The sequence below is a fragment of the Poritiphilus flavus genome (assembly GCF_009901585.1).
GTDB lineage: Bacteria > Bacteroidota > Bacteroidia > Flavobacteriales > Flavobacteriaceae > Poritiphilus > Poritiphilus flavus.
This window is the reverse complement of sequence record NZ_WXYO01000006.1, coordinates 484,474-505,346: the sequence shown is the minus strand read 5'-3', so window position 1 is coordinate 505,346 and position 20,873 is coordinate 484,474. Positions and strand designations below refer to the sequence as shown.

Below are 20,873 nucleotides of genomic sequence, written 5' to 3'. Positions count from 1 at the left end.
TCAAAAGCGACAGTGATGAGAGATGTTTCGGAAGTGGCCCCATGCAAATAACTTGGAATATTCTAAGTTATAACATTATTTACTGGCTTAAGCCAAAAATCAGATCCTAGAGCTGGCTTTTACCCAGAAATTCCAATACGGTCGCCCGGTAGCTGTTTCCTATCGGAATGGATTTCCTTTTGATGACCACATAAGTGTTGGTGTAGTTCTCAATATGATGCCGGTTAACCAAAAAAGACCTGTGAACCCGCATGAAAATATCCCTGGGTAGTTTGTCTTCCATTTTTCCCATACTCAATAAAGTAATATAGGTCTTATTGGCTGTTACTATTTTGACGTGGTTCTTTAAACTTTCAACGTACAATATCTCATTTAGCTCAACCTTTACGTTTTCCCGTTCACTTCGGATAAAAATATAAGGACTGAATTCCGCCTGCACGATCTTCGGTGGCTCTGCCATGGATCTTCTTCCCTTGTATATTCTTCTTACTTTAGATATGGCTTGCATCATCCTTTTAAGCGAAATGGGTTTTAGCAGGTAATCAACCACGTCTAACTCAAAGCCTTCCGGTGCATAGTTCCTATGCGCCGTTGTGACCACTATCAGCGGAGGATCGTTCAGAGACCTTAAAAATGAAAAACCATCCAGTTTGGGCATTTCAATGTCCAGGAAGATCAGATGGATCTCCTGCTTCTCCATTATCTCAAAAGCCTGTAGGGCACTGCGGCATTTGGCGACGAGTTTCAGATCCTTGAATTCCTTAAGATGGGCTTCTATTACCTTAATAGCAAGAGGCTCATCATCCACTATAAGACAATTCATGCTTTTTGATTGTTAATTCCACTTTATAGGTATCTCCTTCCGAAATATGCAACTCATAGGAGTCCCCATATATCAGTTCCAGTCTTTTTTCAATGTTGGAAAGTCCTATCCCACTGACCACCCTGCCCTGCTTCTCATCTTTATCAACGGCAAGAGTTTCCATACTGTTTTCAACTTCAAATCGCATTTGTTCATCCTCTATATGTACTGCTATTCGTATCCAACTGTCTACCAGTACATCCGAAGGTCCGTGTTTAAAAGCGTTTTCAACAAAGGAGATAAGAATCAAGGGGGCTATTTTATGATCCTGGGGAGAACCGGTTACCTCATAGGATACTGTCAATTCTTTGCCGTAGCGCAGTTTTTCAAGTTCAATGTAGTTCGCCAGGCTTTCCAGTTCTTTTTCCAGGGATATTTCTTTGTCATTGGAGTTATAAAGCATATAACTTAGAATATCGGAAAGCTTCAGGACAATTTCCCCGGCATTCTCGTCTTTCGTAATGATCATCCCATATAAATTATTCAAGGTATTGAACAAAAAGTGAGGTTGTAACTGATGCTTTAAATAGTTCAATTCCGCTTCAAGCTTTTGTTTGGTGAGTTCCTTGTTCTTGCTCTCCTGTAGGGTTTGCAGCTGAATGAACTTGATTATAAGTACCAGGGAAACCACAAATAATAAGTCCAAGGCCTTGTAGGCAATGGTAAAAGACCAAAAATTTTGGGAATCTATTTTTTTTAATAATGCTTCTGAAGAAATGAGATTTCCAATGACATAGTAGTCCAGGGCCCTAAAGAGAATTCCACCAACTATAATAAGGCCCAATATCCAAAAGAAGAAGGTCAGATACCTCTTGTTCCTGACGTATTTGGGAAACAGATAATAAATAGTAAAGTAAGTAATGGACCATTTTAGGGGAAGTACATGCAACTCAAACAAAAACCACTCCCTATAACTTCCGTTATCAAAAACCCCCTCATTGATTACCATATAAAACAGCCACCATAGCAACCAATAGCCTATATGCCTGGAAACACGTTCCAGGGACCAACCCTCGTAAGTTTTTGTCAGGATAAACATCGAACAAATTTAAGGCCTTAGATACTTCCAACTTTACTACAAAAGGATGAATCTGCCTATGGCCATGACAAAATCCCCTTTTTCAATTACGAAAGATTTAAGATAAAGTTAAAAAACAGCATCAAAGTCGCCTAAACGCCCTAAAATCAGTATGAACGGGGAATTCTGTAATCTTTGAGCTTTTCAGATCCTTCAACTGGTGCTACAATTTTCCTGGTCCGTATCGGCAATCATGCACTATGTCCCTATTAATCTGACTGGCCTGATATTCGATCTAAATTTGAGTGTTATTCATCAATAAAGCAGTTGTAATATGAAAGCAAAATTTAAAAGAGTATTCAGTCTTGCACTGGTGTTTTTAGGGCTTGCATTGTTCAATCCCGCCCAGGCAACAGAAAAAAAAGATGATCCAAGGATCCAGGTTGAAGACAATCTGGTTCGATTATGGTTTTTGAATCAGGAACGATCCTCCCTATTCGTAAAGATCTATGACGACCAAAGTAATGTGATCCGAAAAGTGAATCTGGGAGATGAGCTTACCGTTGGGAAAGTTTTAGACTTTAACCAGTCTGAAAAAGCGTATTACCGGCTTGTAATTATGGCCGATAAAGATGTGCTGTTCGACACCAAGATCAGGGTTGGCAGTCATTAATTCCCAAGGTTGAAACGGCACTCTGGTAGCGGGTGCCGTTTCTTTTTATACTTTACTTTGCCCGCATCTTGTTACCGCGTTTTTCATGAGTAACTTCGGCAAGCCCGAGAGCTTCCATCAAAGGTGGAATATACATTCCAAATCGACCCTTAAATCCTTTTTTAAGCCCATACCATCCGCCAATAGGATTGTCTTCAGACCTGGCCCAATGTTCCACTGTATCCGGTTTGGTCGGAATTTTTTCATCCTTGCTGGCCAATTCCATCCAATCCCCTCTTTCTTTAAGCATTTTATACAGGTCATCAATACAACGGATATCGTAGTGAAGTACGGTCTTCTTTACAGTACAGACCAATATTTCTTTTCCGTCCTTCTCCCCCACATGCATGGTATATTCAGAGGATAAGGGAGGGGTTTTGAGTACTAAAGGCTCTTCTTTTGTTCCGATTTTTTCTTTAAAGTTCATACTGTTCTTAATTAGCGTTTTGTATTAATTCTGATTCTTTCTTCAGGTCTTTGGCAAATTGCTCAAAGGATTCGTCAAAGGGTGGGATCATTCCTGAGAACAAAGGGAACAATGGTCCTCCGATCTTTTCACTCATAAAGAAATTGGTTGTTCCATTGCCTAGGGTTTTGAGTTTAAACACCCTTTTGCCCATGGCCGCTCCCCAGATCATGGCGGACTCAGGTTCAAACTCTGTTACTTTCAACTTAAAGACCCGTTTAGGATCCAGGGTAGATCTAAGCCGGATCTTCTCTCCTTTTCTAATATCCCCCTCAAGGGAGATCACCGTTGAATTCCAACGTGGAAGATCGCTACCGTTAGTCAGCAGTGCCCAAAGTATACCTCGGTCTGCAAGTATATCGATACGGACAACGGTTTCTCTGCTAAATATATTCCTGGTGGTAACGGCCCTGCCGTTTGATATGAAGTCTGACATTTTTCAGCTTTTATTGTTTTGTCTTATCCTTTTGACGTTTGGCGGAGACAAAACGATAGGCTGCTGGTCATTTTTTTTCCCGTAAATTTTCCATGATCTTTCTATTGTGCTCTAAATGATGGAGTTGCAAATCATGGCCATTAGAGGTAAAGGGGTCCGTATTCTTCGCGATTTCCAATCTTAAATCGAGTAAGTGCTGCCTGTCAGGATCATTGGCCTTTTTGGCAAAGTTGATCTTGTTCTTTTCTTCTTCAAATTGCTGTTTGGGGTTAAAAATCCCATTTAATTCTGAGCACTGATGACAGGTCCCGTTTTTATTGATCAAGGCGCACCTGCCTTCGAAGATGTCCACCATTTTGGTCCGTGCAGTGTGTAAATAGTATTTAACCATGGCCTCAGTGATAGACAGTATACCGGCAATTTCAGAGATCTTGAACCCGTGGATCTCTTTTAAAAGCATACATATTTGCTGTTCTAACGGTAGGGATTTTGAAATGCAGGTGAGACAAAATGTAATATGCTCCTTGATCTCGAATTTGGCATGGGCCGAAGTTTGTTGGATCCTGGCGATCTCCGGAAAGTAGTTGGGATTTGCCAATGCTTTCTCCCTGCATATATCCGTTACATCTGCTGTCCAGCGTTTTTTGGCCCTTAAATTGTCTTTGGCCAGGTTGGAGGCTATGGTGAATATCCAGGTTTTTAAGGAGCTATCTCCCTGAAAACTTTCTAATTTGTTTGATGCCTTAATGAAAGTGTCCTGTACGATGTCTTCTGTATCCTGAATGCTGGCCGTGATCCTCAGTATATATGATTTCAGTTGTGGCCTCGCCAATTCAAATTCAGTGGTAAACTGCTCCGGGGTCATGCGCTTGTGCTTATGATAATAATTTCGGTAAAAAGGTTCTGAATTGCACTTGATCAGACCGCTGAAAGCTCCGGAGCTAATTGTTGTTCAATGATCCCCAGAATATCCTGAATAGCCTGCTCTGGTTTTAGTGCCGAATCTGATATTCCGGAAACCACGCGTGTTATGTTGTGGTCTACCGTCCCCTTTTTGCTCCAGGTATTTACGGTAGTAACCGTCAGATAGGCTGAAAAGTTATGATGCCCGGATCCCGGTCTCTCTCCTATGACATGAATGATCCCCTTGTTTGTTGCAGGATTAGGAAGATGACCGAAAAGTAATTCGCCACAGGCGTAACCGGCTCTTACCCTTCCGTTCCTGATCACGATGTTCTCTTTCCCGATACGGTAGTCCTTAGCCTTTAATGCACTGGTCAGGCCATCGAGAAATGGCATCAGGTGTCCTTCATCCATCAGCGCCCTGGCATTCAATCCGTCAGAAATAATAATTTGAAGTTCCGGAACATCACTGCCCCATGTCTTCAACATACTTTCCAGGCGCTTCAATGCAGTTGTACTTAAACGCTCTCCGGATTCGGGATGGTACACATAGTCTATGCGGTCATGGGATTTACTGCTTATGGCTACCGGAGCCGGTATACTGGCCACAAAAGAGGCTGGCATTTCTGTCCAAAGGCTCACCTTGGCATCTTCATAAAGTCTTTCCACCTCCCGTTCCAATTCGGGGTTCTGGTCCCAAATATTTTCGCCGTAGCCCTCTGCAATGGGTACCCCCCGCTTTCTTATTCGAGCGAGGCATTCCCTACCCTCTTTGTATATTTCCTCTTTGCTTCTGGGGTCTTCTTTGGCTAATCTATATTGATAGTATACCCAAAGCGGGTCTCCGAAATGGCTGGTCGGCTGCCCTTCATTATCTATAACTTCAATTTTTTTGAAAAAATCCCACATGACATCATTCACCTTATAGCCAAATTGTTCCCGAACTTTAAGATGATTGTGGAATGCGGTTGTCAAATAGCTTAACATGGGGTCGTTCTTGGTGGGCAAGGCCATCAAATAGGCCGGATTAGCGGGCATCACCTGTTCAATACACCAGTCGAGATCCCTTAGGTTCACATCCATATGCAAGGTAGAACAGAGGTCAAGCCCAATGGTCAGGCCGTGTAGTTTCCCCATTGCGGTATCTTCAAGACAGCATCGTACTAACTGTTCCCTGGTCTTAAACACCTCCGGTCCGATAAATCCAGCTACATCATTGACATGTACCCATGGTGCTTCTTCTGGAGGCAAGTCTTTAGAAATATGTAATTTTAAAGCTCTTAGGAAGCCGTACTTTCGAGACTCGTGTACCAGCATGTCAAATCCCTGACCGTGTCCGTTTGTAAAGTCGGCCCCCTGCCCCGTTTCGGCATAAAGGCCATAAGGACCTTTGCGCTTGTCCATATGTTGGAACATCTTTTCAATGGTCACATCAAAAGTTTTGTTGGCGTTTTCGGTACCGGCCAGACTCTGAAACCAGATGCCTGTAGTTCCCGGCTGTATTTCCTCTACGGCGGCTTGTATATCTATATGAGATAGTACACAGTTGGGAATGCTTTCCTCCAGGCCAAAGGTGCTGATGATATCGAACAATTCAGCTTCTATCCTGGCCACGGAATCCACTTCACTGGAAACGGGGTTTGTACCCAGCACCAGGTCGCCTACTCCGTAAGACCAGGCGTCGAACACTTGCCAGGCGATGTCTTCAATATCGTCTGTGGGAGAGTTTGGCTGCACACGGGCACTCATATAACCCTCGCTCCCTATATTACTATTTGGCAACGGATTGAATACTTTTTGCCCCACACTAATCAACTCCTCATTGGTCATCAGTTTTACGACGCAGGCGATGATATCGCTGCTAAGGCCGGGCATGATCTCTTTGATTTGCTCTTCAGGACTGCTGAGGATAAATTGTTTTAGTTCCGATACGGTCCAGTTCTGGACCATGGGGTCCGGAGTCACCGAATTTTGGATCAGGTCCAGGATACCGTCTTTAAACAAAGGATTTTTTTCCAGGTCGTTTACAAGTGTATTCCCCAGTAATGTTCTGGCATTCTGGCAGGATGTTTCATCGGCCGCGGCCACCCCGATGGTTTGATCTCCTTCCTTAAATTCATTAGCCGCGCCTATAATTTTGCGATAAAGACTTATGTCCATTTTACCTTTTAACCTGCGGATAAAGGAAAAGATATCTTCAGCTTCCAGCGGGGTATCAATATGAGCTCCCCTGGGTATACGGGATTTGATATTTGTAGTAGAAAAATCGCAACCGCCGAAAGATATTATCGAGGCTCCCATCAGACCCATCTGGCCTAAAAACCCTTTCCGTGTTATCTTTTTCATACCGCTTTATTTAAGGTGATTCTTACCGGAAAACGTATCACTTTAAAGATAGCAAAAAAGGCAGAAGGATGTAAGCCTGTTGTGTAATTCAGTTCATCTTAGGGCCCAAACATCTTTGAGCACCCTGTATGCAGTGGGCAAAAGCCGGCAAGAAGAATAACGTCAATCTTCATAAAGAAAAGTAATCACAAGGCAACCGAAAACAAAGCAAATGGCAAAGAAGCAAAATAGTGTAATGTAATTCATCATAAGTAGGTAATTTCCTGAAATGTAGAAAAATCCTTTTACGATCGCATTTTGTAGACATAAAATTCGACGAAAAGCAGCTAAATATTGGAAATACTATAAAAAATAAGCAGTTTAACCGAGATTTTTCACAGCTATTCACTGCTTTTCTTATTGGATTTTACGCTTGCGAATATACTTTTGTAACTTTATTCAAACCAACCCGCATGTCACAAACCGCCCAATGTAAAAACTGTGAGAAGAAATTTGACGCCTCGTTTGACTATTGTCCGTATTGTGGACAAGAAGCTGCGGACAACCTCACCATCGGGGTCTTGTTCAGCAATACCATAAGCAATTACTTCTCCATAGATGCCCGGTTTTTTAAGAGTTTCATCCCCTTAATGACGAAGCCCGGAGTATTGGCCAGGCGTTTTGTAGATGGGAAAAGGCTCTCTTATCTACACCCGGCACAGTTCTATCTTTTCGTCTCCGTACTTTTCTTTTTTATCTTCTCTTTTACGATCAGGAAAGCAGATACCGAAATGTCCAAAGCCCTGGAAGAAGGCTTAAATAGGGAGGTCCCTGTGGATTCAATATCCGCAAAGGTAGACTCCGTAGGTATAGCTATTGCGAAAGATGCACTTAAAAAAAACCAGGTGCATACCGGCATGACCGATGAGGAGATCCAGGCCTTAGACTCCGTATTCATAACAGGCACTGACGTATCTTCGGGACTTTGGGGGTCTAAAAAAGGGGAATTAGACTCTTTGATCGCCAATGACGCGCCTCAATCCGAAAAATTGAAGGCTATAGGAATGAAGGAAGATGCCGGGGTATTCACTACAAAGGTCTTTACACAAATGCTGAAGTTCTACGAACAGCGGGGCGGAGGTATCCTGAAGACGCTATACGATATCATCCCCATTGCCATGTTCATATTGCTCCCGTTGTTTGCCCTTTTATTGAAGATCTTCTATTGGAGGCGCGGTACCTTTGCCCATCATATGGTCTTTAGTTTCTACTTTTTCACCTTCATTTTTATGACCTTCTGTGTACTCATTCTGGCCAATATGCTTTTTGAAATTCCATTATGGATTGAAATTCCGATTATTTTTTCCCAGATTATTTATCTGATCATTGCCTTGCACAACTTCTATAATAGCAGTTGGATAGGAGCATTTTTTAAGGCCAATATCATATCTTTTGCCTATATGCTTTTTGTGCTCCCCTTAGCCATATCCGGGCTGATCTTTGTGTCCTTCATGTTGTATTGAAAATGGCAGATCCTGATAGCGCTGTTCCGCTATAAGTATGAGGGGATCTATGCAGGGAATTACTTCAGAAGCGTAACTTTTACCGCATTCATGCCTCTCGGCCCTTTTTCCAGCTCAAAGGACACGGAGTCGTTTTCATTGATCTCATCGATCAGGCCGCTTACATGGCAAAAGTACTTTTCCTGAGTACCCTCCTCAATAATAAAACCGAAGCCTTTAGAATGATCAAAAAATGAAACCTTTCCTTTGCGGACGGGATCAAAGTCTTCTTCAGTATGCTCCTTTTTGGGTATGCCAAGTTCAATGCTTGATGCGTCAATTTCTTCCTTTTCAGTTTGATCCTGAGGAGTATCGGTTAAATTACCGTATTGATCTACGTAAGCAAACGGGATACCTCCCCCTCCTTCTTTCGCCTTAGATCTACGGGCTTCTTTTCTCTTGTTCTTCTCCTCTCGCTTTTTTTGTCGCTTTTTTTCGTTCTCCTTTTTGTTGTAGGATTGCTGCGGTCTTGCCATATGGTAATTTAATGAGCAGAAGTTAGCTCTTTTATTGAAAACGACCATTGAAATCAAACCAAATTTGTTCGTCAAAGCCAAATTGTTGATAAGTTAGAAGTAAAAAACTGTAGGAGTATCAACAGCAGGGCTGTTAGGGTGCTATCAGTTTACAAGCTCAAAGTCCTTTTTATCAAACTCTTTTCCATTAATAATAATGGAGACCTGATGTTTGCCTATGTGAAATTTTCTGGTAGTAATGATCTTAAAGGATTGCTGTCTCCTTATGGAAGTTGAGCTATGGGCAGCATAATCTTTCTCACTGATCTTAAATACCTTTTTAGATAATGTGGCATTCGCTTTTTGGTAATACAATCCATACTCCAGACGTATTTTGGATGTAGAAGCGTTGGTGTTCGTCAAATCAAATGAAAAATCCAATGGTTCCCCAATCCTGACAACCGCGGTGTTTATCTTGAAATTGGAGAGTTTAATCTTATCCACTTTCCCGAAACCAAATAACTCCATCAACTCCTGGTTGCCTTGCTTGAGTAGCGTTCTACTGCCATGCTTTATCACCCAATCGGTATTTTTAGAATGATCTTTCCAATGTTTGGCAATTTTTACAACCAATTCCGGATTGTCTTTGGCGATATCGTTCAGGTTATTGGCAACACTTCTGCGAACGTATTCCGAAGGGTCGTTTTTTAAGTTTTCCAAGATCGGGAGGATCGGTGTTGGATCTTTCTTTAAAGCTGGGATCGCCATGGCCCAGGGTAGTCGCGGGCGAGAACCTTCAGATGCTAATCTTCTTACATGTAGATCTTCGTGAGTGGACCATGCAAGCATCTGAGTCATACTTTCCTCCGGATATTTTATAATAAATGGTCTGATCGAAAATTCACAACTGCTAAAAGCTGTAATTACTTCGGTAGCATTCATAACAGTGTCAAAATGCTCCAGCCCATACTGCTCCAGATAGTCTGGCAAAAACATAAATGCCAGATCATCATTAGGGCCTACATGGATTCCCCTCTCCTGCCATGACTTAACAAAATGAAGTATACAGGAAACATCCTGTTCAAAGTTACCTGAAAGCTGTCCACGCAGGCTGTTTGTAGTATGTCTCAAACGTTGCTTTAACTCGCGATCCTCCCATTCGTCATCAAAGATCTCATTTAGAAATTGGCTTGTGCTAAAGCTTGGCGCTACCTCTTGAAAAATGGAGGTGAAAGCATCAAAAAAGGCTCTATTGTATATGTTTTTCAGAAGTTCTGCCATGCTATTCCTGTCCTATTGCGTTTCCCTTTTCATCCAAGGGTAAAAAAGGATTGAAAGCTATTTCCCAAAGGTTTCCATCAGGGTCGGAAATATAGCTGCTATATCCGCCCCAGAATACCTCTTCGGGTTGTTTTACTATAGTTACACCCTTGTTTTCCAACGCTTTGATAAGGCTGTCAACTTCTTCTTTCGTTCTGGTATTGTAAGCCAGAGTAAAGGCTTTGAAACCACTTCCTTCGTGAGGTACCTGGGCGTCCTCAGCCAGTTTTTCCCTGGGATAAAGGGACAGTAAAATACCGTTGAGTTGAAAAAAACTAATACTGTCATTGCTGGATGGTAGTTTCTGCCATCCAATAATCTCTTCGTAAAAGTGATTGGATATCTTTAGATCATTTACTCCTAATCCTACGATAGTTAAGCGTTGTTCCATTATGGTTTAATTTTAAATCGCAATACTGTTTTTAAGTTTTCCGAGGCCACTTTTCTAAAATCTGAAATATAGATTTCCCTATGAGTTTTGGAGAGCCTTTGAAACCCTTGCCCTTCTGCGAATTGTTCCATTTGGTTAAAACTTTCAGGTTCATTGTCATAAGGTCCTACATGCATCATTTGAATGCATTTACCATCGGTTATGGTTTCAAATCTTAGATCTTCCAGTAATGGATGTGGTTTTTTCTTTTTGGTAAGTTCCATCATTTTGTCATAAAAACCCTCCGTAACAAAATCAGGTTGTCGTATCATCAGTTTAAAGACCAGTTCTTCTTTATTCCAGCTTCCGTCAATCCGGTTTTTGGCTTCCTCGTTTAAGTCCCATAGCCCCTCTAAGGGATATACAGTATAATCAAAATAGCCCTCTGGAGGTGATTCCATTTTTTTAGAATTCATTTTGATGGCGTATGAGATTGCATACAATACCGATACACAATCGGCGAAATACTGACCATTGGGATTGCCTTCGCCCGAAATGCAGATAAACTTTTGAGCTGGAACCGATACCAATTCGGGTTCTTTTTTTGGAAGATACAGTGCTTTTTCCGCTTTACGCCATTCGTGCTTTGTTCCCATAGTGTTCAAGGTTGTCATTGGAATTACTTCAAATCAAAAGTAAAGCAGCGGAATGACAACCCTATGTCAACAAGAGCCAAAAGATTTTATTATGTGATGATAATACTAAGGTATCCGATTGTCCCTATTGTACCTTAATTAGATAGTATCAGGCTGGTCCAATTCCTCAACCAGACGAGCCATCTGCTTTGGTGCATTCTCTTCCATCCCGTGAAATATTTCCTGATAAGCCGAAATATCAGCCGCGCTACCTTTTATGGTTTGTGTTAAACGGGTCCCTGCTCCTTCATCCTCAAATTCCCAGGAGAAGCTCAGGCTAAGTTCCTGTTCAGGGGTCTGGCCAGTGATCGTAAACTGTTGTCCTTCAATCACCTCACTAAGCTGCCATTCCTGAGTATGGGTTTTGGCTATGGTCCGCCCATTAGTGCCATTGGCAAAAGGACCGTCCAACTCAATATCCTCAATCCCAGGCTCCATTCTAAGCTGGTTAGACATGTCCGTAAGAAAATCCCAGGCTGTTTTTCGCTTTGCCCTGGTATAAACCGAATGTTTAAACTCCCAATTTGTCATGGTATGTGCAGGTTTTTATTCGAAGTGTAGGTTTTCCATTGGTGATTGTTCTCCGATCATACAAATAAAGCCCCGTAAGAACGGGGCCCTATACCTCAAATTATTTTATGCGGATTAAATCACAACCATTTCAGAAAGAAGTCCATAATGCCTTCCTTGAATTCATAGTGTAATTTAATATAGTGCTTAAGGTCGTCATACAGTGAGCGCTTTTCGTACTGTAGCTCCCCATCCACGTTTTTATAGTGATCGGCACTGTGAAGATTACCCAGTTTAGCCCTGCAGCGGTGTAGCAGTTTACTGGCAGCGACCTTCTCTATGATCAATCTGTTTTGAAATTTTTCCAGCTCGTATGAAGATTGTTTGCCGTCTTTTCTTCTGGCGATTTCTTCCAGCTTTTGCTGAAACATTTCTAATTCGGATCTGTGAAATTTCAGTTCCCTTTTCCAAATTTCCAAATTAAATGCGAGATCACTTGAATATACCGCTTCTGTTTGCATACTTTATGGTTTTACATTTACAATTGATTAGTTTCTTAGAATTTCAGTTAGCCCCACACCACAGTCCTGCGGTGCGTATTTGTCGTATACCCCGCTATCCTGGTGAAAACACTAAAGGATGGTGATGAAGTTCTCTTTAGGACAAGCGGCTTCCTAAATATAGCTATTTTCTGGCTGACCTCCTAAGCCTAACTTTTTGAATTTCAATAGGAATGTATAAACTCCCGTATTGCGGGACTTTTCGGCTTATTGAAGTTTCCTTTGAGCGAAGGTAATATCACAATCCTGAATTGCTCAGAAAAAAGTGCTCTTCACCGGATAGTTCAATATTTACAGCGCCAAGGCTTTCCTCCAACTGTGACACTTTGCTTCCCGAAATAATCGGGATGATCCTGGGTGTATGGGCCATGATCCACGCCAATACAAGCTGATTCATGGTACAGGATTTCCGCTTTGCTAATTCGCTTAAGGCTAAAAGCCTGAGACGACTGTCTTCTGTATCGTATTCCTCCGGTATGGCTGCATCTTTTTTGCCGTAGAAACCGGACAGCAAAGTGGCATAGGCTACAATCGTCAGCTCCGGATGATGTTTTCCATAGTTCAGCATTTCTTCCTCCAACAATATCTGAACCCAAAAGTCTGCGGTATACCTGGGTCTTAGGAAAGTATATCGCTGTTGTGCAAAGCTGTAATTAACATAAGCGTGCTCTTTACTGTACAACTGACTTTCAGCAAGTCTCCACGCCATGGTATTGCTGGAACCTGCAAACCGGATCTTCCCTTGCTCCTCTAACAAGGTAAATGCCTTGAGGCGTTCATCTATGGGATATTCCATAAAATCCACATGTCCATAGATCACATCCAGATAATCTGTTTGCAGTCGCTTCAGGCTCTGTTCAACGGCATTGATAATGGTTTTATACGATAATCCCTCGAGCTTAATAGATCCCAGATCCCCGGTATAATCAACAGGCCTTGCCCCGCATTTGGTTGCCAGGACCACATGCTCACGTTTCCCGCGCCTTTTTAACCACTTACCAAGAACCGTCTCGCTTTCATCTCCGCAGGCATCTTCCATCCAGAAGGCGTAATTGTTTGAAGTATCAATAAAATTACCTCCCTGATCCGTAAAGTAATCCAAGAGCTTTTCAGATTGACTCTGATCCGTTTTAGTTCCAAAATACATGGTTCCCAGGCAAAGTTGGGACACCTCCAGCCCGATATTCCCTAAATTGATCCGTTTCATATTAATCCGTTAAATAATTAGTACTCATATATCCTATCTTCCAACGACCATTTTCCCTGACCATCAAACGGATCTCCCTTTTTTTACCTCGTATCGGGTCGGGTTGGATGTAGGATACAAAGGCTGAGCTTTCAAAAACACTTATTTCATATTCCGGAACCTCCATGGTGATCTGCTCGGGCTCAGGATGGGCTTGCATATAATCTAATGCAGATTGTCTGATAACCGGCCAACCCTTTTGCTCCAGGTATTTGCCATCCCTGATATAGCACTTCATAACAAAATGCTCGTGAGACCATTGCCCTTCCCATGCTCGCAGGTCTCTTTGAAGAAAGTACTGGGTTTCCAGTCTTAGAGCGTCCTTAATGTCATCAATAGCCTGTTCTTTGGGATCCGTTTGCGCCGTGAGTACATTAGCTTGAAGAAAGAGCAATATAAATACAGGTCTAAGAGACCGTAAAAGGTATTTTAAAGTGGTAGAATTCATTTTCGCACTTTTAGTTTGGGGCTAAAGTAGTGCGCTGGCATTCTCAGGTATAGTAAAAAGGCGTCATGTGCGGATGCTTTTTTTAGCGATCTCATTTTGGGCTTTGAATTCCCGGGATAGGGTATCAGATGGAGTGATGCCAAGCTTGGCCCTGAAATCCTTTATGTAATGGCTCTGATCAAAATAGCCATGATCAAAAAAATGGCCCAGGGCGGAATCGGAAAGCACGTTTTGCTTATACACGGACTTAAAGCGGATCAAGCTGCAGAACTTCTTAGGGGACATACCTATGTATTCCCTGAAATATCGTTGGATCTGTCGCTTACCCTTACCCACCTTTTCTGCCAGGGTTTCTAGGGAAATGCTGCCATTCGCATCTATTATCGCGTTGATGCATTTGTCTAAGACCATTTCTTTTGGTAAAACACTTTGCCCTACAAGTTGCCTGCTTATGTACTCACTTATAACCGACTGCATAGGACTTAAAGAATCCAATGTCTTTAATTCTTGTTCCAAATCCATTAGCCAGGGTGCTTCCAACACCTCCAGGGCCTCAGTTTTTCCGGCTGTTTGTATCGCCTTTTCTCCAAAACAATGGTAAAATCCTATAGGTTTGAATTTTATGCCAATCAGCCGAACCGGCCCCACCCGCTTAACCAGTAAAGACCTTTGCTGAAGTCCAACAACACTGGATCTGTCAACTACTTCCACCCTGCTGGAATCTGCCAGGGGCCTTTTGCGATAGGAGCCTTTAAGGACAAAAATAATTTCAGGATAACCGTCAGGGATCAGCAAGTCCGGAGTTTCCTGCTCTTCTCCCTCTTCGGTCTCCATAAACCAGATATAGTTGATCTCTTTTTTTAGATCAGCGCGAGGCTCATGTCTATGATATACGATATTGCTACTCATACCTTCCGGATTGCCGAAGGAAAGTTCGTGAAAAATGGATTACCGTCTCTGATTTTAATATTGTTTTAGTTCTACATCTATCTATAATACTCACTTTAGGGACTTCAAAGGAAGCTCGCCTCTTAAAATACACATCAGAAATTTGGCTGAAGTTTATCTTTTTAGCTGTAAATTGTATACAGTCCAATTTTAATATTGGACGGCAAAGATTTAAAAATATATCAATGAAATTCGGAGCATCATCCTGGCCATTTCAATGGGATCCCCCATATGAGAACGTAATTAAAAGAATTTCCGGACTTGGCTTTAAAGCCATTGAATTAATTGCGTGGAATCCGGGTTTTTTGAAGGATTATTACACGACCTCCAAAGTAAAGGAACTCAGAGCCATTCTGAGTGGTGAAGGCCTGGAATTGTCCCAGTTTGTCTTTAGCCAGTTCGACCTGTCGCACCCAGAGCCAGATAAACGAAAGTCTGCTCTTGAAGATTTCAAACAAGCTGCTGACATCGGGTTGGAATTGGGTACAAAGATCATTAACAGCGTTAGTGCCTGGCCATTTGGGATGCGTTTCGGTGAAGAATTTCCCTGGCATACACACAAACCCCTGGTTCAGCTCTTTACCGCACCTATGCCAAGGGGATTAAACTGGGACGGAAATTACAAGTCCTATGTCGCTGCCGTTCAAGCCTGTGCTGATCATTGTGAGGCGAATGGCCTTTTCCATTCCATCGAACCCCATCCTTATGCGTATGTAGCTAATACCTCTGGGGCTTTGCGGCTGTTTGAACATGTTGATTCAGATGCTTTGTGCCTGAATTTTGATCCCAGCCATTTGTTCCCTGTGGGCGACTTTCCCAATGTTTCCGTTTATCAACTGGGTAACAGAATAAAACATTTGCATGTTTCGGACAATGATGCGGTAACCAATGTACACTGGCGCCCAGGTCAGGGAAAAATTGATTGGAAAGAAATGTTCATCGCCTTAAAGGAAACCGGTTTTGATGGTGTGGTTTCCATTGAACTGGAAGACGTACCAGGGGTTTCCAGAGGTGGCGAAAGTGTTCCTGGAGTGTATCGAAATCCTGTAGCTACTGAGGATTTTGCAAGGGAAAGTGTCTTGGGGATGAAATATTTGCAAACCATATGCGATGAAATAGGGTTGGATTATGAATAGCCTGAGCGGGCTTTTAACTCCTCAGCATTCATGGAGTTTTCCGTCTGTCAAACCTGGTAGGGGAAGAATTTTATCGTATTTCGTCTAAAACAGGGATCTGGCGGCAATAAGGTCCTCAAAAGCCCGTTTTTTCGGGAAAAGCCCTGTCTTATGAAAAACCTACAGCTATCCCGATCCAAACGCGATTTACTGTTTATAGCCATCCTGCTTCTTAGCAGCATAGCCCTTATAGGATGTAGTACGGATGAAGCCTCTTCCGATCCGGATTCTCCCGATTCCGAGCAACCGAATGGAGAAGAAGCGGGTGAGAACGTACAAGGTTCCGATTGCCCGGAAAGTGTTGGTTTTCTTTTTGAAGAGAGCAATGGGGTGGTTTCCATAGAGTTTGAGAACAGTAATTTTCCCGAAGGCTGGGTGCTTAAGAACGAGCTGTCCGGTTTCTCCGGTGACGGTTATATGGTCTGGGAGGGCGATCAGAGTTTGGGAAATCCGGGCTCAGGGAAAGTGGTTTTCCCTATCGCGATAAAGACCACGGGCACCTACCGTTTTCTATGGAAATCTTCCTTTACCCAGGGTAACGACGGAACAGAGCATAACGATTCCTGGCTGCGTTTCCCGGATGCCAATGATTTTTTTGGTAAGAAAGCTGACGGCAGTGTGGTATATCCAGAAGGTTCCGGTAAAGAACCCAATCCGGCAGGCGCTTCTTCAGACGGTTGGTTTAAAATATACCGAAGTGGAAATAACAATGAATTCAAGTGGCAGGCCTCCACTTCAGATCACGACGCTCACAATATTTACGTCACTTTCTCCGGAGAAGGGGTTTATCTTATAGAAATTTCCGGACGATCTTCCTTTCACGGTATTGACAGGCTTCTGCTTTTCAAGGAAGACATGGCGGAAGGTGATGCTCTGGATGCAGCAGACACTTTTAGCAAAAAGCAGGTCTGTGATTAAGGAAAATTCAACATCAGCCCATCGGCCTCAGCAACTACTTTTCAATCCCTACCTCCTCAAGGAACTGATCCAGTTCTTTAATGGTAGGGTTCTTAAGAAATCTATCCCCATACGTTATCGTCGGGAATTTTAGCTTACCGTCGTAAAGAGACCTAACATACTTTTCGGCTTCCTCATCCGTTTCTACATTGTAATCTTCAAACTCTACCCAAATAGACTGTAGATAGTTTCGGATGTTAGACGACTTTGTACACCAGTCGGCTCCATAGAGTTTTAGTTTCGTTTCATCCATGAGTCTGTAATTTGAACATTCTTCCAAATACGGTATGGATACGCTCTGCATTATTGACAATAAAAGGTGTAAGAGACATTAAAAGTATGGATACCGCAAGAAAGATCTGATAGTTATTTTGGCTGATTAGTTCATATTTCAATCCGCTTTGTGCGAGAACAAAAGAGAACTCCCCTATCTGAGCAATTGAAAAACCTACCGCCAGAGCCGTTTTCCAGTCCAGCTTCATGACCTTAACCGCAAGGATACCCGCAATAGCCTTGACAACTAATGCAAAGAAGAACCAAAAGATGATCCATCCCAGATCAGTGACAAAAATCCGGTAGTTGAGAAGCATCCCCATAGAAATAAAAAAGAAGCTCATAAATACATAGCGAAACGGTAGAAAGCAGGAAATGGCCATTCGATTATAATCCGTTTCGGCAATAATGAGTCCGGCGATAAAGGCTCCCAGGGCCAGGGACAATCCTAATTTTTCCGTTAAGAGGGCAATACCGGTAACAATGAAAACCAGGGCGATCAGGAACACTTCCTGACTTTGGATCTTCATTACGGTCTTTAAAAAGTATGGAATGATAAACCGCGCCAGCAGGTAGGCGATGCCTCCCATCAAAACAAGCTTGCCCAAAAGCCATAGCAAAGCCTCCATAGGACTGCTATCTCCGGCCCCTGCTAAAATGGGCGTAAATAACATTAGGGGTACGATCATGATATCCTGGAACAGCAAGACCGCCAGGATAAACTTGCCATGGGGCGTATTGATCTTGTTGCTGTCCTGCAATACCTTAACTACAATCGCCGTGCTGCTCAGGGCATAAAGAAAACCCCAAAACAGGCTTTCTTCTACTGAGGGCCGCATCAGCAGCCATATAAGCCCTGCCGTTAGGAATATAGTAAAGAAAACCTGAGAGGCACCCCCTATCAGCACGTAATTCTTGATGCGTTTAAGATTGCTGAAGGAAAATTCCAGGCCTACGGTAAACAAAAGAAGAATGATCCCTATCTCTGCGTAGACTTCCACCTCCTCCATATCCGCGAAGTACTGGGAGGTGTTAGGGCTGAGTAATACCCCGGTTATCAGGTAGCCGATAATATACCGGATCTTTAGAAACTTACAAATAATGATCACTGCTGTTGCCACACCGAAAATGGCAAAAAGGTTCAGGAGAATATGGTGTTGCATTGGTAGTTTTTCTTATCCGAAAAATACGAAACTTAATGGCTTTTTGGAATAGCAAAGCCCTCGTATATTGTCATTTTATATGCGGAAAGCAATAAACAATTCAAAATGTTGAAGATTCCTAACCACAGGCACAAAAAGAAGAGATTGCCACGGCTTACCTCCATCGAGGTCAGTGGTTTGGTTGGAGATTTCTTGATAAACAAGAGATAAGTGATGACTACGGGAACGGTTCAATGCCTTGCCGATTGTCTTTAGGGGAAAACCCCTCGGACTTCGACAGCTATTTGGTCTGCTGTGAGAATGAAACCAATGTATGCATTAATGCTCATATGTTAGCTCCGGAAAGTCGGCGGTTGAAAGTGGCCATGAAGATTTCATACCTTTTAAAGTATGGTCAAAGAAATGACGTAAAAGGCTATTGACAACATAAGTACTTCTTTCCGCCTCAAGGGTTCCGGTGTTAAATATATTATCCGGGCCGGTAAGTAAGGGAAGGTCTCCGAAATTGGTATGTAATGTCCCGGCCAACTTGACTTGCATAAACCTTTTACCACCCCTGGAATACACAGCGCTGTTTAGTGCGTCTGGCTGCGGGTAACCTCCCCTGACATATAGAAACGGTTTCCGGAAGGTCTTTCCGGGGACCCGGGTTCCAAATTGCCAGCCGTCCAGATTCGCCGCCGCTTGCAACCTGCTTTCCTTCATCAGGGCATGTCCCATGGCCGATCCCCCGTAGGAATGGCCAAAGCCTCCAATTTTTCGCAGGTCTAACTTTCTGTAGAAAATGCTGCTCCTGTCCTTGTTTAGCTGTTCCATCTTGTCCAGTGCCAGGCTGATATCCTTCCTCCAGATCTCCATGTCAAGTGATGCGGGAAAGCCCGATCTAAACAAGGTGTTTATAGTATCTAGTTTCACTTCCGCGGAAGCTTCTCCCTTTACAAAATCCATCATGGCCTCCCAACGCCGATTGATATCTTCGGTCCAGCGATCGTCAAAATACTTCCGATTGGCCTTGATTATCTCACCATTGGGTAGCTCCAGGGCGGCAGTGTTATAAGTGTGCCCGATGGCAAAAACTATATATCCGTGGCTGGCCAGATCCTCAAAAATTGTAGTGTAAACCTCAATCGGGGTTGAGGCTCCATGAGAAAAAATCAGCGTCGGGGCCTTTGAGATCCGTGGGTCGGGCTTAGCGGCTGTGCTGGTATGTGTTGTGGCCGAATAAAAAAGTGAACTATCAACACTATCGGCGACCTTTCGATCTTTTAGAAAAACTTTCTGTATTTCCGGATGCATATAGGGTATTCTTTCCGCACTACTATTAGTGGGGTACCAAACATCCAGAAGCACTTTACGGTTATCTTCCGGGTCTTCGGTATAAAGCTCTGGTCTTTCCGGATCCTGAATCAACATTTTGACTTTTGAGACCGCAAAGGGTCCGGTTGGCTCGGGTAACTGGCAATAGCTTCCCAGCGATGGAAAAATTAAGACTATCGAAAGGATAGAATATTTGAAGACTTTTGGGATCATGAACATGAAGACAATTGATTCAACCGATTAAGGATCTCAAATTAGTCCCATACTCCGGATCAATGGCATATTTCGTACGGGGAAATGTATCATTGGAGGAATCCGAACGATTTTACGCTTACCAGATGGCCAGAAGACTTGTGATTATTGACTTTTGTAAGTGACCACTTCTTTGTCCTTCCCCATAATAAGAATATCGGTTGTTTTGAGGAAAAGGCCGGTTTCCACCACACCTGGTATATTCAGAAGATCCAGGTTTAACTGTGTTAAGTCTTCATGATCCCAAATGTCCACATCCACGATTAAATTGTTTTCGTCCGTTCGGAATTCGCCTTCACGGTTTTTGCGCAATTCTGGTTTAAGCCCCATTTTGTGCAGTTCCGCTATAATACTATTAGCTGCGAAAGGTATGATCTCTATCGGAAGTTTAAATTTGCCCAATTTGGATACCGCTTTACCGGAATCCGCGATAATAATGTTCATTTTTGAATTATGCGCCAGGATCTTCTCTCTTAACAGTGCCCCTCCTCCCCCTTTGATCAACTGTAAGCCGGGGTCAAATTCGTCGGCTCCATCTATAGTGATATCCAGTTCAACTACCTCATTCAGGGATACCAAAGGGATACCGTACTCCTCCGCAAGGGCCGCGCTTCTTTCGGATGAAGGGACACCTTGGATGTCTAACCCATTAGATACTTCTTCTCCCAGCTTCTCAATCATATAGGCTGAAGTTGAGCCGGTGCCCAGGCCTACGATCATGCCATTTTGCACATATTTTACAGCTTCCAATGCGGCCAGCTTTTTTTCGTTGTTTACATTTTCAATCTTCATTCCAGGAGTTGATTTCACCATTTAAAGATATCCATTTAAGCCCATTGTGATCTTATTTTTTTGTCATTAGACCCAATCCGGTTTCCACCTTCCATACTTTTCCATTAG

Annotated in this window: 23 protein-coding genes; 4 read left to right on the top strand and 19 right to left on the bottom strand. The window is 42.9% G+C overall.

Annotated features, from left to right (window positions below):
* Positions 1-106 precede the first annotated feature (106 nt).
* The gene (locus tag GTQ38_RS14970; protein WP_161436357.1) at positions 107-823 is read right to left on the bottom strand and encodes a LytR/AlgR family response regulator transcription factor; all 717 of its coding nucleotides are present in this window, start codon (positions 821-823) and stop codon (positions 107-109) included.
* On the bottom strand, positions 801-1,901 hold the full coding sequence (locus GTQ38_RS14965) for a sensor histidine kinase (protein ID WP_161436356.1): 1,101 nt from the start codon (positions 1,899-1,901) through the stop codon (positions 801-803). Before GTQ38_RS14965 ends, GTQ38_RS14970 begins: the two co-directional genes overlap by 23 nt.
* A 313-nt stretch (positions 1,902-2,214) precedes the next feature.
* Here GTQ38_RS14965 and GTQ38_RS14960 point away from each other — a divergent pair, with 313 nt between their 5' ends.
* Entirely contained in the window at positions 2,215-2,553 is a 339-nt protein-coding gene (locus tag GTQ38_RS14960; protein WP_161436355.1) for a hypothetical protein, read from the top strand.
* 52 nt (positions 2,554-2,605) lie between these two features.
* Here GTQ38_RS14960 and GTQ38_RS14955 read toward each other — a convergent pair whose 3' ends face one another.
* From GTQ38_RS14955 to eutB, 4 genes are all read right to left on the bottom strand, one after another.
* Positions 2,606-3,019, bottom strand: a complete 414-nt coding sequence (locus GTQ38_RS14955) for a DUF6855 family protein (RefSeq protein WP_161436354.1) — start codon at positions 3,017-3,019, stop codon at positions 2,606-2,608.
* A gap of 7 nt (positions 3,020-3,026) precedes the next feature.
* Positions 3,027-3,494 carry an SRPBCC domain-containing protein gene (locus GTQ38_RS14950; protein ID WP_161436353.1) on the bottom strand — a complete coding sequence of 156 codons (468 nt, stop codon included), beginning with the start codon at positions 3,492-3,494 and terminating at the stop codon, positions 3,027-3,029.
* Positions 3,495-3,561: 67 nt separating this feature from the next.
* Positions 3,562-4,359, bottom strand: coding sequence for an RNA polymerase sigma factor (locus tag GTQ38_RS14945; RefSeq protein WP_161436352.1), 798 nt, complete (start codon positions 4,357-4,359; stop codon positions 3,562-3,564).
* Between the two features lie 53 nt (positions 4,360-4,412).
* Positions 4,413-6,743 carry an ethanolamine ammonia-lyase subunit EutB gene (gene eutB, locus GTQ38_RS14940; protein WP_161436351.1) on the bottom strand — a complete coding sequence of 777 codons (2,331 nt, stop codon included), beginning with the start codon at positions 6,741-6,743 and terminating at the stop codon, positions 4,413-4,415.
* Between the two features lie 452 nt (positions 6,744-7,195).
* On the opposite strand from eutB, the gene GTQ38_RS14935 reads away from it, so the two are divergent.
* Entirely contained in the window at positions 7,196-8,245 is a 1,050-nt protein-coding gene (locus GTQ38_RS14935) for a DUF3667 domain-containing protein (RefSeq protein WP_161436350.1), read from the top strand.
* 59 nt (positions 8,246-8,304) lie between these two features.
* Here GTQ38_RS14935 and GTQ38_RS14930 read toward each other — a convergent pair whose 3' ends face one another.
* From GTQ38_RS14930 to GTQ38_RS14890, 9 genes are all read right to left on the bottom strand, one after another.
* The gene (locus GTQ38_RS14930) at positions 8,305-8,760 is read right to left on the bottom strand and encodes a cold-shock protein (protein WP_161436349.1); all 456 of its coding nucleotides are present in this window, start codon (positions 8,758-8,760) and stop codon (positions 8,305-8,307) included.
* A 144-nt stretch (positions 8,761-8,904) separates the two neighbouring features.
* Positions 8,905-10,020 (bottom strand): DNA alkylation repair protein, encoded by a 1,116-nt coding sequence (locus GTQ38_RS14925; RefSeq protein ID WP_161436348.1) that lies wholly within the window; start codon positions 10,018-10,020, stop codon positions 8,905-8,907.
* A 1-nt stretch (position 10,021) separates the two neighbouring features.
* Complete coding sequence (locus GTQ38_RS14920) at positions 10,022-10,450, bottom strand: VOC family protein (protein ID WP_161436347.1); 429 nt, start codon at positions 10,448-10,450, stop codon at positions 10,022-10,024.
* Complete coding sequence (locus GTQ38_RS14915) at positions 10,450-11,085, bottom strand: GyrI-like domain-containing protein (RefSeq protein WP_161436346.1); 636 nt, start codon at positions 11,083-11,085, stop codon at positions 10,450-10,452. The genes GTQ38_RS14920 and GTQ38_RS14915 overlap by 1 nt, the downstream gene beginning before the upstream one ends.
* A 138-nt stretch (positions 11,086-11,223) precedes the next feature.
* The gene (locus GTQ38_RS14910; protein WP_161436345.1) at positions 11,224-11,655 is read right to left on the bottom strand and encodes an SRPBCC family protein; all 432 of its coding nucleotides are present in this window, start codon (positions 11,653-11,655) and stop codon (positions 11,224-11,226) included.
* A 119-nt stretch (positions 11,656-11,774) separates the two neighbouring features.
* Positions 11,775-12,155 (bottom strand): hypothetical protein, encoded by a 381-nt coding sequence (locus GTQ38_RS14905; protein ID WP_161436344.1) that lies wholly within the window; start codon positions 12,153-12,155, stop codon positions 11,775-11,777.
* 277 nt (positions 12,156-12,432) lie between these two features.
* A complete protein-coding gene (locus GTQ38_RS14900) occupies positions 12,433-13,401 on the bottom strand; it encodes an aldo/keto reductase (RefSeq protein ID WP_161436343.1) in 969 nt (322 codons plus the stop codon).
* 1 nt (position 13,402) lies between these two features.
* On the bottom strand, positions 13,403-13,888 hold the full coding sequence (locus GTQ38_RS14895; RefSeq protein WP_161436342.1) for a nuclear transport factor 2 family protein: 486 nt from the start codon (positions 13,886-13,888) through the stop codon (positions 13,403-13,405).
* A gap of 63 nt (positions 13,889-13,951) precedes the next feature.
* Positions 13,952-14,797: a helix-turn-helix domain-containing protein gene (locus GTQ38_RS14890; RefSeq protein ID WP_161436341.1), complete on the bottom strand. Its 846-nt coding sequence runs from the start codon at positions 14,795-14,797 to the stop codon at positions 13,952-13,954.
* A gap of 224 nt (positions 14,798-15,021) precedes the next feature.
* Between GTQ38_RS14890 and GTQ38_RS14885 the strand changes: the two genes are divergently transcribed.
* Entirely contained in the window at positions 15,022-15,972 is a 951-nt protein-coding gene (locus tag GTQ38_RS14885; RefSeq protein WP_161436340.1) for a sugar phosphate isomerase/epimerase family protein, read from the top strand.
* A gap of 150 nt (positions 15,973-16,122) precedes the next feature.
* On the top strand, positions 16,123-16,929 hold the full coding sequence (locus GTQ38_RS14880; RefSeq protein WP_161436339.1) for a hypothetical protein: 807 nt from the start codon (positions 16,123-16,125) through the stop codon (positions 16,927-16,929).
* Positions 16,930-16,963: 34 nt separating this feature from the next.
* On the opposite strand, the gene GTQ38_RS14875 is transcribed toward GTQ38_RS14880, so the two are convergent.
* The 4 genes from GTQ38_RS14875 to rpiA form a co-directional block, all read right to left on the bottom strand.
* Entirely contained in the window at positions 16,964-17,221 is a 258-nt protein-coding gene (locus tag GTQ38_RS14875) for a glutaredoxin family protein (RefSeq protein ID WP_161436338.1), read from the bottom strand.
* A complete protein-coding gene (locus GTQ38_RS14870; protein WP_161436337.1) occupies positions 17,214-18,404 on the bottom strand; it encodes a cation:proton antiporter in 1,191 nt (396 codons plus the stop codon). The genes GTQ38_RS14875 and GTQ38_RS14870 overlap by 8 nt, the downstream gene beginning before the upstream one ends.
* A gap of 318 nt (positions 18,405-18,722) precedes the next feature.
* Entirely contained in the window at positions 18,723-19,934 is a 1,212-nt protein-coding gene (locus GTQ38_RS14865; protein ID WP_161436336.1) for an alpha/beta hydrolase, read from the bottom strand.
* A gap of 144 nt (positions 19,935-20,078) precedes the next feature.
* Positions 20,079-20,765 (bottom strand): ribose-5-phosphate isomerase RpiA, encoded by a 687-nt coding sequence (gene rpiA / locus GTQ38_RS14860; RefSeq protein ID WP_161436335.1) that lies wholly within the window; start codon positions 20,763-20,765, stop codon positions 20,079-20,081.
* Positions 20,766-20,873: the final 108 nt, after the last annotated feature.

Excerpts from the sequence above, each read along its gene's own strand:
- GTQ38_RS14970 (WP_161436357.1), bottom strand. The coding sequence starts at position 823 with ATGAATTGTCTTATAGTGGATGATGAGCCTCTTGCTATTAAGGTAATA.
- GTQ38_RS14965 (WP_161436356.1), bottom strand. The coding sequence starts at position 1,901 with ATGTTTATCCTGACAAAAACTTACGAGGGTTGGTCCCTGGAACGTGTT.
- GTQ38_RS14960 (WP_161436355.1), top strand. The coding sequence starts at position 2,215 with ATGAAAGCAAAATTTAAAAGAGTATTCAGTCTTGCACTGGTGTTTTTA.
- GTQ38_RS14955 (WP_161436354.1), bottom strand. The coding sequence starts at position 3,019 with ATGAACTTTAAAGAAAAAATCGGAACAAAAGAAGAGCCTTTAGTACTC.
- GTQ38_RS14950 (WP_161436353.1), bottom strand. The coding sequence starts at position 3,494 with ATGTCAGACTTCATATCAAACGGCAGGGCCGTTACCACCAGGAATATA.
- GTQ38_RS14945 (WP_161436352.1), bottom strand. The coding sequence starts at position 4,359 with ATGACCCCGGAGCAGTTTACCACTGAATTTGAATTGGCGAGGCCACAA.
- eutB (WP_161436351.1), bottom strand. The coding sequence starts at position 6,743 with ATGAAAAAGATAACACGGAAAGGGTTTTTAGGCCAGATGGGTCTGATG.
- GTQ38_RS14935 (WP_161436350.1), top strand. The coding sequence starts at position 7,196 with ATGTCACAAACCGCCCAATGTAAAAACTGTGAGAAGAAATTTGACGCC.
- GTQ38_RS14930 (WP_161436349.1), bottom strand. The coding sequence starts at position 8,760 with ATGGCAAGACCGCAGCAATCCTACAACAAAAAGGAGAACGAAAAAAAG.
- GTQ38_RS14925 (WP_161436348.1), bottom strand. The coding sequence starts at position 10,020 with ATGGCAGAACTTCTGAAAAACATATACAATAGAGCCTTTTTTGATGCT.
- GTQ38_RS14920 (WP_161436347.1), bottom strand. The coding sequence starts at position 10,450 with ATGGAACAACGCTTAACTATCGTAGGATTAGGAGTAAATGATCTAAAG.
- GTQ38_RS14915 (WP_161436346.1), bottom strand. The coding sequence starts at position 11,085 with ATGGGAACAAAGCACGAATGGCGTAAAGCGGAAAAAGCACTGTATCTT.
- GTQ38_RS14910 (WP_161436345.1), bottom strand. The coding sequence starts at position 11,655 with ATGACAAATTGGGAGTTTAAACATTCGGTTTATACCAGGGCAAAGCGA.
- GTQ38_RS14905 (WP_161436344.1), bottom strand. The coding sequence starts at position 12,155 with ATGCAAACAGAAGCGGTATATTCAAGTGATCTCGCATTTAATTTGGAA.
- GTQ38_RS14900 (WP_161436343.1), bottom strand. The coding sequence starts at position 13,401 with ATGAAACGGATCAATTTAGGGAATATCGGGCTGGAGGTGTCCCAACTT.
- GTQ38_RS14895 (WP_161436342.1), bottom strand. The coding sequence starts at position 13,888 with ATGAATTCTACCACTTTAAAATACCTTTTACGGTCTCTTAGACCTGTA.
- GTQ38_RS14890 (WP_161436341.1), bottom strand. The coding sequence starts at position 14,797 with ATGAGTAGCAATATCGTATATCATAGACATGAGCCTCGCGCTGATCTA.
- GTQ38_RS14885 (WP_161436340.1), top strand. The coding sequence starts at position 15,022 with ATGAAATTCGGAGCATCATCCTGGCCATTTCAATGGGATCCCCCATAT.
- GTQ38_RS14880 (WP_161436339.1), top strand. The coding sequence starts at position 16,123 with ATGAAAAACCTACAGCTATCCCGATCCAAACGCGATTTACTGTTTATA.
- GTQ38_RS14875 (WP_161436338.1), bottom strand. The coding sequence starts at position 17,221 with ATGGATGAAACGAAACTAAAACTCTATGGAGCCGACTGGTGTACAAAG.
- GTQ38_RS14870 (WP_161436337.1), bottom strand. The coding sequence starts at position 18,404 with ATGCAACACCATATTCTCCTGAACCTTTTTGCCATTTTCGGTGTGGCA.
- GTQ38_RS14865 (WP_161436336.1), bottom strand. The coding sequence starts at position 19,934 with ATGATCCCAAAAGTCTTCAAATATTCTATCCTTTCGATAGTCTTAATT.
- rpiA (WP_161436335.1), bottom strand. The coding sequence starts at position 20,765 with ATGAAGATTGAAAATGTAAACAACGAAAAAAAGCTGGCCGCATTGGAA.